The sequence below is a fragment of the Actinoplanes sp. NPDC051475 genome (genome assembly GCF_040689425.1).
GTDB lineage: Bacteria > Actinomycetota > Actinomycetes > Mycobacteriales > Micromonosporaceae > Actinoplanes.
Genome location: NZ_JBFAZZ010000008.1, coordinates 183746 through 195781 on the forward strand (window position 1 = coordinate 183746; position 12036 = coordinate 195781).

The 12036-nt window shown below is 70.6% G+C and carries 10 protein-coding genes; 7 read left to right on the top strand and 3 right to left on the bottom strand.

Annotated features, from left to right (window positions below; genetic code table 11):
* Positions 1-18 precede the first annotated feature (18 nt).
* Together AB0368_RS18460 and AB0368_RS18465 are read left to right on the top strand one after the other, a co-directional pair.
* On the top strand, positions 19-1176 hold the full coding sequence (locus tag AB0368_RS18460; protein ID WP_366155080.1) for an acyl-CoA dehydrogenase family protein: 1158 nt from the start codon (positions 19-21) through the stop codon (positions 1174-1176).
* Between the two features lie 114 nt (positions 1177-1290).
* Positions 1291-3750: a helix-turn-helix domain-containing protein gene (locus tag AB0368_RS18465; protein WP_366155081.1), complete on the top strand. Its 2460-nt coding sequence runs from the start codon at positions 1291-1293 to the stop codon at positions 3748-3750.
* Between the two features lie 296 nt (positions 3751-4046).
* On the opposite strand, the gene AB0368_RS18470 is transcribed toward AB0368_RS18465, so the two are convergent.
* Positions 4047-4532, bottom strand: coding sequence for a MarR family transcriptional regulator (locus tag AB0368_RS18470; protein ID WP_366155082.1), 486 nt, complete (start codon positions 4530-4532; stop codon positions 4047-4049).
* Between the two features lie 99 nt (positions 4533-4631).
* Between AB0368_RS18470 and AB0368_RS18475 the strand changes: the two genes are divergently transcribed.
* Entirely contained in the window at positions 4632-5213 is a 582-nt protein-coding gene (locus tag AB0368_RS18475; protein WP_366155083.1) for a YceI family protein, read from the top strand.
* Positions 5214-5563: 350 nt separating this feature from the next.
* Complete coding sequence (locus tag AB0368_RS18480) at positions 5564-7075, top strand: glutamate--cysteine ligase (RefSeq protein WP_366155084.1); 1512 nt, start codon at positions 5564-5566, stop codon at positions 7073-7075.
* On the opposite strand, the gene AB0368_RS18485 is transcribed toward AB0368_RS18480, so the two are convergent.
* Positions 7072-9000, bottom strand: coding sequence for a Hansenula MRAKII killer toxin-resistant protein 1 (locus tag AB0368_RS18485; protein ID WP_366155085.1), 1929 nt, complete (start codon positions 8998-9000; stop codon positions 7072-7074). The two genes, AB0368_RS18480 and AB0368_RS18485, sit on opposite strands and share 4 nt — an antisense overlap.
* Before the next feature lie 215 nt (positions 9001-9215).
* Here AB0368_RS18485 and AB0368_RS18490 point away from each other — a divergent pair, with 215 nt between their 5' ends.
* Positions 9216-9926 carry a PASTA domain-containing protein gene (locus tag AB0368_RS18490; protein ID WP_366155086.1) on the top strand — a complete coding sequence of 237 codons (711 nt, stop codon included), beginning with the start codon at positions 9216-9218 and terminating at the stop codon, positions 9924-9926.
* An 18-nt stretch (positions 9927-9944) separates the two neighbouring features.
* Here the strand turns inward: AB0368_RS18490 and AB0368_RS18495 are convergent, their stop codons facing one another.
* Complete coding sequence (locus AB0368_RS18495) at positions 9945-10244, bottom strand: hypothetical protein (protein ID WP_366155087.1); 300 nt, start codon at positions 10242-10244, stop codon at positions 9945-9947.
* Positions 10245-10692: 448 nt separating this feature from the next.
* Here AB0368_RS18495 and AB0368_RS18500 point away from each other — a divergent pair, with 448 nt between their 5' ends.
* Together AB0368_RS18500 and AB0368_RS18505 are read left to right on the top strand one after the other, a co-directional pair.
* Positions 10693-11574, top strand: a complete 882-nt coding sequence (locus AB0368_RS18500; protein ID WP_366155228.1) for a helix-turn-helix transcriptional regulator — start codon at positions 10693-10695, stop codon at positions 11572-11574.
* On the top strand, positions 11538-11762 hold the full coding sequence (locus AB0368_RS18505) for a DUF397 domain-containing protein (protein ID WP_366155088.1): 225 nt from the start codon (positions 11538-11540) through the stop codon (positions 11760-11762). The genes AB0368_RS18500 and AB0368_RS18505 overlap by 37 nt, the downstream gene beginning before the upstream one ends.
* Positions 11763-12036 lie beyond the last annotated feature (274 nt).

Consider the following 12036-nt stretch of genomic DNA (forward strand, 5'->3'; position numbering starts at 1 on the left):
GTCCCGAAAGGACACGCCATGGTCGACTTCCGGCTCAGTGACGAGCAGGAGGCGCTGCGCGACAGTGTGCGGGACTTCGCCCGCGAGCAGGTCGCGCCGGTGATCGCCGAGCACTATGAGCACAAGACCTTCCCGTACGACCTCATCCGGCAGATGGGCAAGATGGGCCTGTTCGGGCTGCCCTTCGCCGAGGAGCACGGCGGCATGGGCGGCGACTACTTCGCCCTCTGCCTGGCCCTCGAGGAACTGGCGCGGGTCGACAGCAGCGTCGCGATCACCCTGGAGGCGGGCGTCTCGCTGGGTGCCATGCCGATCTACCGCTTCGGTACGGATGAGCAGAAGGCGCGCTGGCTTCCGCAGCTGACCAGCGGCGAAGCCCTGGCGGCCTTCGGTCTCACCGAGCCGGGCACGGGCTCGGACGCAGCCGGAACGACCACTCGCGCGGTGCTCGACGAGGCGACGGGCGAATGGGTCATCAACGGCTCGAAGGCCTTCATCACCAACTCGGGCACCGACATCACCAGCCTGGTGACGGTCATGGCGGTGACGGGGACGAGGCCGGACGGCTCCAAGGAGCTTTCCACGATCATCGTCCCGTCGGGCACCCCCGGCTTCACCGTCGCACCCGGCTACTCCAAGGTCGGCTGGTGCGCCTCGGACACCCACGAGCTGGCCTTCGACGACGTACGCGTGCCGGCGGCGAACCTGCTCGGCGAGCGCGGCCGCGGCTTCGCCCAGTTCCTGCGGATCCTCGACGAGGGACGGATCGCCATCGCGGCCCTGTCCACCGGCCTGGCCCAGGGCTGCGTCGACGAGTCGGTCAAGTACGCCAAGGACCGCCAGGCGTTCGGCCAGCCGATCGGCAACTACCAGGCCGTCCAGTTCATGATCGCGGACATGGAGATGCGCGCCCGCAACGCGCGGCTGGGCTACTACGAGGCGGCGGCGCGGATGCTGGCCGGCGAGGACTTCAAGCACGAGGCCGCCCTCGCCAAGCTGTACGCGAGCGAGGCCGCGATGGACAACGCCCGGTACGCGACCCAGGTGCACGGCGGCTACGGCTTCATGAACGAGTCGGCGGTCGGGCGGTTCTACCGCGACGCCAAGATCCTCGAGATCGGCGAGGGCACCTCCGAGGTGCAGCGGATGATCATCGCTCGGAGGCTCGGACTGTAGATCTTGGACGCCGAGGCAGGATCCGCGGCAAATCCGACGGCGGATGCGTCGGTTAGTCGACAATCGGCCGTCTGAACTCGGCATTCATCATCGTGTCTGCCTAGGTTCGTCTTCATGACGTCCGATCACGGGGCGGACCACGAAGGTCCGGGATTCGACGCCGTGCTGCGCAGCTACCGGCTGCGGGCGAAGCTGACCCAGGAGGAACTCGCGGCCCGCGCCGCGGTCGGCGTGCGTACCGTGCGCGACCTTGAACGCGGCCGGGCGTCCCGGCCCCAGCGCACCACGGCGGAACTGCTCGCCGCGGCGCTGGGCCTCGCCGGAGCCGATCGCCTCGCGTTCCTCGCAGCCGCCCGGGGCCATTCGTCGCTGTCGCCGCCGGCACCGCGGTACGTCCGCCTGCCACCGGCCGGGGATCTGATCGGCCGCGACGAGGACGTGGCGCAACTTGCCGCCCGCCTCTCGCAACCGGCGAGCGACGGCGCGCGCGGCGTCACGCTGGTCGGCCTCGCCGGGGTCGGGAAGACCAGCCTGGCGCTCGCCGTCTCGCACCGCGTCGCAGCGGCCTATCCCGGCGGGGTCGCCGGCATCGTCGTCACCGACGGGTCCACCACCGGGGAGGTGCTGGGCGGGGTGGCGGCGGTCTTCGGGGTGGGCCGCCCCGCAGATCTCGCGCCCCGGTTCGCGGGCCGCTCGGCGCTGTTGCTCGTCGACGCGGTGGACCGCGCCCCGGAGGCACTCACCGAAGCGCTCGGCCGGCTGCTCGCCCAGCACCCGACGCTGCGCTTCCTGGCCACCGGCCGGCACCCCATCGGGCTGCCGGCGGAGCGGGTGTGGCCGGTCGCGCCGCTGGTGGCCCCGCCTGCGGAAGCCGGGACGGCACTGGCCGACGTGGCCGGCTACCCGGCGGTCGCCCTCTTCCTCGACCGGCTCGCGCGGGTTCGCGGCGTGCCCGTCGAGCCGGACGAAGTAGCCCCGGTGGCGGCTCTGGTCCGCCGCCTCGGCGGCCTGCCCATCGCCCTCGAGCTGGCGGCCGCCCGGGGCCGGGTGCTCACCGTCGCGGAAATCCTGGATCGGTACGGCGACCGCGTGCTCGACCTGTCCGGCCGCCCGGCCGACGGCGGCGTGGTGGGCGCCGAGATCGGCGTCGTCTCGGTACGGGAGGCCGTCGCGGCGAGCTACCGCCTGCTCTCCAGCGAGGAGCAGATGGCGCTGCACCGGCTCGCGACGTTCCGCAACCGCTGGTCCCTCGACCTCGCCGAGCAGATCGTCGACCGCAACCCGGCGATCGACGTGGTGCACCTGCTCGACCGGTTCCTCGAGCTCGGCCTGCTCAACGCCCGCGGCGCCCGGGCGTTCCGCTTCCGCCTGCTCGACGTGGTGGGCGACTACGCGTGCGAGCAGGCGGCGGCCCAGGGGGACCTGCCGGCGGCTCGCCGGCGACACGCCGAGGTGATGGCCGACCTGGCGACGAGCATCGCCCGCGACCTCAAGGGCGCGCATCTCGCCGAGGCGGCCGCCCGGCTCGACGACGTGGCCGGTGACCTCGGCGCCGCCCTCACGTACGCGGCCAAGGAGGATCCGCACACGGCTCTGCGCCTCGCCGCGTGCTTGCCCCGATGGTGGCGGTTCCGCGGTCGCGACGTGACCGGGCGCCAGTGGTTGCGGCGGTTGCTCGCCGACCCGCGTACGGCGGACGCCGACCCGGCGAACCGGGCGTGGGCGAAGGTCGGGCTGGCGCAGCTGGCGCTGGAACACGGCTCGGGCGCCGAGGAGATCGGCTCGGCGGAGTCGGCCCTCGTGGAGTTCACCGAGCTGGAGGACGTGGCCGGCCAGCTCACCGCCCACACCCAGCTCGCCGCCCTGTGGATGACCACCCACGGCTACGACCGCGCCCGCGACCACGGCGAGGCGGCGCTCGAGCTCGCCCGCCTTTGCGGCCGCCTGCGCGACATGGCGGTGGCGGAGAACAACCTGGCGTGGCACGAGATCCGCGAGGGTGACCTGGCCGCGGCGCGCGCCCGGCTCGCCGAGGTGGACAGGCTGGCCAGCCGGTGCGGCGAGCACCGGTTGCGGGCGGTCGCGGGAGGCAACCTGGCGGAGGTCGAGCGGCTCGACGGCCACTTCGAGGAGGCGGCGCGGCTGGGCCGGCACGCTGTCGCGGAGCTGGAGGACGTCGGGGACCCGAACCATCGCCGCCGCGTCCTGGCCACGGTCGGCCTGGCGCTGGCCGAGGCCGGACGGGAACGAGAGGCCGAGGCCGCGCTCGCCGAGCTCCGGCCCTCGGACACCCACGCGCCGGTGGACGGCCCGGTCGCCCTGGTGGAGGGGGCGCTGGCGCTGCTGCGAGGCGACGACCGCAAGGCCGCCGAAAGCTTCCGGGCGGCGGTGGCCGCGTACGAGGGGGACTACGACCCCCGCGACACCGTGGAGGCGTTGGTGGGGCTGGCCCGCAGCACCCCGGAGCCGGATCAGCGCGCCAAGGTGGTGCACCGCTTGACGGAGATGTGCCGTACCGGTGGCATCACGCTGCTGCCCCGGGAGCGAGACCTGATCGGTGTGTCGAACGACTGAGGGGAACCGCGGCGAGGACGGCCGGCGTTTTCCGTGCCCCCCACAACGCCGACCGTCACAACGCCCCGGTCACGCGGCGAGAACGATGGCTCCCCCGTTTGCCATGCCCTCATTGGCCATGCCTCGGCCTCGGCCGCGCCGCGTCCCCCTGCGGAGATCACCCTAGCGGGGTAGAGCTGGGGAAATGCGTAGATAGGCGGGTTTCGACCCGGGGGGACGGCGGTTCTGCCGGTAGTTCTGCCGGTTACTCATCCGTCTCTTTTCAAGCGCTCACGCAGCGGCGGTGACAGCGTCACTCAGCGCTGGTCGGCCGTCTCTCTGCTGCCCGCAGTTGCGCAGGGATTCACCGCGTCGCGGATGGTACGCAGGGACTCCATCAGTTGGTCGAGCTGCGCGGGGGAGAGCTGGCCGATGAACCACCGCTGCATGAGCTCGAGGTGGCCCGGCAGGACCTCCTCGAGGCGCTGCAGGCCGGCCGGCGTGATCACCGCGTACGAGCTGCGACGGTCGCTCGGGCAGGCCTCGCGCCGGATCAGGCCCTCCCGGTCCATGCGGTCGACCACCCGGGTCACGCCGCTGGTGGAGAGCGACGTCTGCCCGGCGAGGTCGGTCATGCGCAGCCTGTTCTCCGGCGACCGGGCCAGCCGCAGCAGCACCTCGAACTCGACGCTCGAGATCCGGTGCTGCTCGAACTGAGCGGCGAATCGGTTGGTCAGACCCGTGTAAGCCTCGGCGAAGAGGCCGAAGGCGGTGAAGCGCGAATCGTCGAAGTCGGTACCCACGACACTCACGATACCAGCACACACTTGACAGGGGGAATATTGCTCGGGATATAGTTGCTGTGTCAGACAACTACCGCACCGCCCTCGAGAGGACACGTCATGACCGACGCCGCCGCCACTGGTACCCGCGAGTTCCAGGGCCTCCAGATCCCCGCCGCCGGCACCTACGAGCTCGACGCCGCGCACAAGCGGGTCGGCTTCGTGGTGCGTCACCTCATGGTCAGCAAGGTCCGCGGCAACTTCGCCGAGGCCTCCGCGACCGTCACTATCGCCGAGAACCCGCTCGAGTCCGCGGTCACCGCCAGCATCCAGACCGCGAGCGTGCAGACCGGCCAGGCCGACCGCGACAACCACCTGCGCACCGGTGACTTCTTCGAGGCGGAGAAGTACCCGACCATGGAGTTCCGCAGCACCGGCATCAAGTCGTTCGAGGGCAACGAGTTCGTCCTCGACGGCGAGCTCACGATCAAGGGCGTCACCAAGCCGGTCGAGCTGGTCGTCGAGTTCGAGGGCGCGACCGTCAGCCCGTACGGTCAGCACCTCTTCGGTTTCAGCGCGACCACCGAGATCGACCGCGAGGACTGGGGCCTGACCTACAACATGGCGCTCGAGTCCGGCGGCGTCATGATCGGCAAGAAGGTCAAGATCGAGATCGAGGGCGAGGCCATTCGGCAGGCCTGATCCTCAGGCTTCCCTTTCGCGAGAGGCGCTACCCGATTCGGGTGGCGCCTCTCGCGTTTCCCGACCTGCCCGTGGGTGTCGGTGTGACCGCCCGCGTCCCCGCGCCCCATGCGCCCGCGTGCCCCCCGCGCCCAGCGCCTCGCGGCTCTGCGCGCTCGCGCCCCGCACGAAACAGTCTGAGCGTCGGCTGGTCTTCGGGACACCGCTGGCGGGCGGGCCGCCGGAATGCGATGGTGGACCGAGCGCTCCCGAACGCTCACTAAGCGCTGATGTATGTCCGTTTCGTCCCTGGCCACGGTTACCGGGTCCACCTAACGTGAGAGCGTCACGCGAACGTGCCAGGAGGATCGATGGGCAAGGACCTGTCCGGTGCCGTTTTCTCGAACGAGGACCGGGTCCATTACCGGCAGAAGGTTCGCCGCTGCCTCGACGTCCTGGCGTTGATGCTGGACCGTCGCGAGGAGTCGGCGGACGGCCCACCCGGCGCGATCACGTTCGACACCGACAGCCGGATGACCGGTCTCGAGATCGAGCTCAACCTCATGGACGCCGACGCCGAGCCGGCCATGCGCAACGCCGAGATCCTCGCCAACCTGGCCGACCCGAACTTCCAGACCGAGCTGGGCCAGTTCAACCTCGAGCTCAACGCCCGCCCCCGGATGATCCGCGGCGACGGCTTCGGCGACTACGAGCAGGACCTGCTGGAGAGCCTCGGCAGGGCGGAGGACCGGGCCGGCAAGTGCGACGCGACGATCGTGCTCATCGGCAGCCTGCCCACCCTCAAACCGGACCACCTCGTACTGGCGAACCTCTCCGCGAACGAACGCTACCGCGCCCTCAACGACCAGATCGCGGGCGCGCGCGGCGAACAGTTCAGTGTGGACATCCGCGGCGTCGAACGGCTCCAGACGGCCAACGACTCGATCGCGCCCGAGGCGGCGTGCACGAGTGTGCAGTTCCACATGCAGGTGCCACCGGACAGGTTCGCCGCGTACTGGAATGCATCACAGGCGGTAGCGGGGATCCAGGTGGCGATCGGGGCGAACTCGCCGTACCTGCACGGGCGGCAGCTGTGGTCGGAGACCCGGATCGCGTTGTTCGAGCAGGCCACCGACACCCGTCCGGACGAGCTCAAGGCCCAGGGGGTACGGCCCCGCGTCTGGTTCGGGGAGCGGTGGATCACGTCCGTCTTCGACCTCTTCGAGGAGAACGTCCGCTACTTTCCGCCGTTGCTGCCGATCCTCGACGAGGAGGACCCGGTCGCGGTGCTCGAGCGGGGCGGCGTACCGCACCTCGGCGAGCTGCGCCTGCACAACGGCACGGTCTACCGCTGGAACCGCCCGGTCTACGACGTGATGAACGGCCGTCCCCACCTCCGAGTCGAGAACAGAGTGCTGCCGGCGGGCCCCACCGTGGTGGACATGCTGGCCAACGCCGCCTTCTATTTCGGGCTGACCCGACAGCTCGCAGAGGAAGAGAGGCCGATCTGGACCCGGCTCGCCTTCGCGGCGGCGGAGGACAACTTCCACGCGGCGGCCCGTCGAGGCATGGAAACCACAATCCATTGGCCGGGTACGGGGGAAAGCCTCGTCACCGACCTGGTCCGCAACGAGTTGCTGCCCAAAGCACACCAGGGCCTGGCGAAGTTCGACGTCGACGCGTACCACCGCGACCGCCTGCTGGGCATCATCGAGGAGCGATGTCGCACCGGCCGCAACGGCGCCACCTGGCAAACCGAGGCGGTGTGGCGCGCGGAACACCACCGAGGCCTCGACCGGCAGGCGGCGCTGCACGACATGCTGCTGAGATACAGCGCGCACCAGCGTACGAACGAGCCGGTCCACACCTGGCCGGTCGACTAGGACCGGTCCTGCCGGTCGGGGGCCTGCGGCGGCGGGGCCTTCTTCGCCGGGGGTGACTTCCTGGCGGGTGCCCGCTTCGCAGGGGTGCCCCCGGACGCGGACGGGTTGATCTTTGCCACGGTCGGGCTGGCGGGTGGGCGGGCGACCGTCTCCCGCTGGGGAGCCTGAGCGCCGGCCCCGGCGTCGGTGGTCCCGCTGCCGGAGCCGGAACTGGAGCCGGAGCCGGCCCCGGCGGGCTGCGTGGCGGCTCGGGCCGAGACTGCCCCGGTGGGGTTCGTCTCCGCCCTGGCCGGGACTGCGCCGGAAGCCTTAGCCGGGACCGCGCCGGAAGTCTTGGCCGGGATTGCCCCAGTGCCCTTGGCCGGGACCGCCCCGGAGGACGACTTGGCGGGGGGCGTCCCGGGGGCCTGGGCTTGGGGTACTCCGGGGGAGGACTTGGCAGGGACCGACCCCGGGGTTGCCGGCTTGGGCGCGCTCTTCGCCGGGCCAGGCCTGGTGGCCGGCGGCGTGGCCTGGCCCTTCGCCGCGAGCGCTCCGGTCGATGCCGGAGTGGACGTCGCTGAGCCGGATGCCTGCTGAGCGGGCGGCGGAGAGGATCGAGCCGGTGCCGGGGCCTGCGCTCGTCCCGTCGCCACGGATGACGGATCGACCTCGCCCTTGTCGGTACGGCCCCGCCGCAGGCGCCCGAACAGCGAGGGCTTGCTTTCCTTGTCAGCGGGACGCGGCGTGGGATCGGCCGGCTTGGCTTCCACGCCGGGAGCAGAACGGGGTGCCGGCATGACGTCCGTGCCGGTCGCCGAGCGTGTCGCAGGGTTGGCCTCCGCGCCGACCGCGAGACCCGTTGCGGGCTTGCCCTTCGCGCCGGCCGCGGGGCGTGTGGCGGCCTTGCCCCTCGCGCCGGCCGCGGGAGCCTGCTGAGCTTCGCCGCCAGGACGCGTCGCCTGACCGGCTGCGGCGCCGCGACGCGCTGTCTGCTTGGCTTCGGCGCCGGCACGTCCCGCCTGCTTGGCGTCCGTGCCGGATCGCGGAGTGGGCACCGCGGCCCCGCGCGGCGTGTCGGTCCGTGCCGTCCGGCGTGCCGCGCTCTGCTGGGCCAATGCGATCGTCGCGGCCGAGCCGGCGAGCCCGGCCAGCACCGCGTACGGCGCGATCAGGTATGCCGATCCGAGCGGGCCGAAAGGCGGCGACAGCTGCGGGGCGAGCACGAAGAAGGCGGCCGCCACCAGCAGTGGTCCGACCGCACCGGAGGTCGCCGCGGCCACGCCCAGATCCCCGCGGCGGGCGGCCGGCCAGGCGCCGATCACGCCCAGGACGAAGGCGGCCAGCAGGGTGAGCAGCGCGCTCGGCCAGTGGATCGTGCCCTGGCCGTCGCCGTGTGCCGAGGCGAACTGCCAGCTCGACAGGTATGTCGCCGTCGGGCGGTGCCAGAAGACGTCGGCCACGATCGCCGCGGTGGCCAATGCCCAGAGCCAGCCCGCCGTGGCGATGAGGTTGGCGGCGACCGGGCGCGAGAGCACCGCCCAGTACGCGATCATGAGGCCGAGCAGGACGCCGATCACCGCGTACCCGCCGGCCACTGTCTCCGGGGAGAACGTGTCGGGGCGTACCGCATTGCGGGCCGGAAGCGCGATCAGCGCGACCGTCAGCAGGGCACCGACCGCGGCCGAGGCCGCGAGCGCGAAGCGCCATGGTCCGCCCACCGCCCGGCCGAGCCGCCCCGCGATGACCGCGCCGAACACGGTCGCGCTCGCCGCGATCCAGGTCGCCCAGCCGAGGCTGCCCAGCCAGACGTCGTCGCCGTCCGCGGCGCCGGTCGGCCAGACCACCACACCCAGGCCGTAGCCGAGGCCGAGCTGGGCGGCACCCGTCCCCGCGGCCACTCCGGCCGCGGCTGCCACCTGCGCTGTCCAGCCCCTCGCGGCCATGCGGGGCACTGTAGCCGGGCGGGACCATGCCTGCGAATCGATGAGCGGATCCTTCAAGATTGGCTAAGTTGACGGTTGAGGGACGAGGCGAGAGAAAGGGTGCGGCGATGTCCGACGACACCGGCGAGTACTTCCCTTTCCGCGGCGAACCTTCCGACGAGGGCGAAAAGCACTCGAATGGGGACCCTCGATCGGGGGATACGGATCATACGGAAGTGCTGCCCGCGGCTGACGATGCGACGCGCATCACGCCGACTGTCGATGACGCGACACGGGTAACCGGGGCCGACGCGACCGCTGTCTACTCGCCCGTGCAGGACGCCGACAACTGGGCGGACGACGATCAGGTCTGGGCCGGCCGTGCCGGGGTCCGGCCGCCGCGCCCGGGCGGCGATGTCACCCGTACGGATTGGGCGGCGGTCCCCGCCGACGAGCCGCGCGGTCGCTGGTGGATGCCGATCGTGGTGGGCATCGTGGCCCTGGTGCTGCTAGGCGCGCTGAGCTGGGGCGTCTATCTGATCTTGCAGTCCACGGGCGACGACGAGGAGACGCCGGTGCCGGTGGTGACGACCTCGGCTGCCCAGGCGCCTACGACGAGACCGACCACCAAGCCGCCGACCACGGCTCCCACCACGACCGAGCCGTCGAGCGCCCCGCCGAGTTCCCCGGCCGACGTCGCGATCCCGGCGCTGCGGGGACTCTCGCTGGACGAGGCTCGAGCTGCGCTTAACCGTACGGGTCTGAACTACCGCTTGCGGTACCGGGCCAGCACCGAGGCGCCCCCGGACACGGTGATCGGCAGCGACCCGATCGAGGGCCAGCAGGTGCCCGGCGACACGATCGTCAACCTGATCATCGCGGCGGAGCCGACCGCCACCACGCCCGCGACCCCGCCCTCGGCAACCGACGACGTGGACCCGGACTGACCGGGCCGTTCACCTCGGTCAGCGGTTGGCGCGCAGGGCCCGGGCGGGAATGGTGCCCGAGGACAGTCCCGGCTGACGGCCGTTGCGGGTACGGGGGTCCGGCGCCTTGCCGACCTGGCGAAGGCCGCTGACCTGCACGAAGATGGACCGGCGCTCGACGGCGTCGCCCGAGGAGTTGAGCTCGTAGCCGTCCAGCCAGATCCAGCCCTCGTACGTGGGCCAGTCATGGACGCGGATCACCCGGAAAATCATCGGCGATGAGAATTGGACGCTCGCCGCCTTCGTCACGTGTATGACATCGCCGGACCGAGGAAGCACGTCAACTCCTGTCCTGAACAGTCTCGGGCAAACACCGCTTTGCCGCACAGTGAACACAGATGCTCCAGTGTGCCCGGCTCGTACGCCTTGGCAAGGTTGTGAAGATGCCAATCATCACAACGGTGCCGTAACGCCGCCGTCGGCCCCCGCCAGGACCCCGCGACTTCGTAAAGTCCACGTAGGACATTCGGTTGGAGCCGACCCCCGCATTCGACGCGCTCGGTGCGGACCGTCGGGCTAGGTGGCGCCGCTCGGAACACTAAGTGACGCCTGCCATACCGAAAGATTGCACCACGCACCCCATCGATGCAAGTTGCATGTCAGCCGTAAGTGACCAAGTGATCACTGTCGACGCTTGAAGGATCAAGAGATCAACAGAGAGACTGGACGCGACAAACGCCGTACGGCGGAGCATCTCGCCGTTTCCGCCGCGCCCCCGGAGGTACGCGTGAATCCGCGCCGCAGCCCCACCATCCGCCGCCGCCGTCTCGGTGCTGAGCTGCGCAGATACCGCGACGCCGCCGGCGTGACGATCGACGTGGTCGCCGACCGGCTCGGGTGCTCACCGTCCAAAGTGTCCAGAATCGAGACCGGTCACACGAGCGCCACGCCACGCGATGTAAAGGACATGTTGGACATTTATGGCGTGGCTGGTGCACCTTCTGACGAATTGGTGCAGATTGCGCGTGAAGCCCGCCAGAAGGGCTGGTGGCATCCGTTCAGCACCGTGCTCACCGGGGCCTATGTGGGGCTCGAGGCGGCGGCCAAATCCATCCGGGCGTACGAGCAGCAGGTGGTGCCCGGACTCTTGCAGACCGACAAGTATGCAATTGCGATGATTCGGGCCGCCCGACTGGGTGACAGCGAACAAGAAATAGAGCAGCGGGTACGCGTCCGAATGGCTCGCCAAGCGTTATTGATTCAGGACGATCCGATCGATCTTTGGGTGGTGCTCGATGAGGCGGTGCTGAGCCGGCCGGTCGGTGGCGACGAGGTCATGCGCGACCAATTGCTGCGCCTGGGCGAGATGACCGAGCTGCCGAACGTGACCCTCCAGATCCTGCCCTTCGCGGTGGGAGCCCACGCCGGCATGGACGGCACATTCGCGATCCTCGACTTTCCCGATGCCGAGGACCCGAACGTGGTGTTCGCCGAGAACGCAACCGGCGGGCTTTTCCTGGAGAAGACCGACGAACTCCGCAAGTACAACTCCATCTTCGACACCATCCGGGCGACGGCCCTCTCACCGGAGGAGTCCAGAAACATGATCTTAATGCTGGCAGAGGAGCCATTGTGGAAGTCGAGACCAAGGGTTTCCGGATCGATCTGAGCCGCGCTGAGTGGTTCAAGAGCACGCGCAGCGGCCCCAACTGCGACAACTGCGTCGAGGTGGCGTTCGTCGACGAGGCCATTGCCGTCCGTGATTCGAAGAACCCGGCCGGGCCCGCCCTGATCTTCACCGTCGCCGAGTGGGACGCCTTCGTGGGCGGCGCCAAGGACGGCGAGTTCGATCTTTAGCAACAGATGATCAAGGGCCCGGATTCGGGCCCGCGACCATGCCGGACGGATGGGGCTGGGGCCGGGGCCGGGAAGCCGTGCACGCCGAGCCGCCGGGATAGACGCCCAGCGGCCGGAGTACACGCCCAGCGGCTGGGGCACACGCCCAGCGGCCGGGGTATATGCCGACCAGTCGCGGAAGAGATGGTTGAGCCGGCGGTGGGTGCGGCGCGCGATCAAGAAACGGTGGGACGGCCGTCGCCGGTCAGGGTGGCGGCCGTTGGGCCGGAAAGCC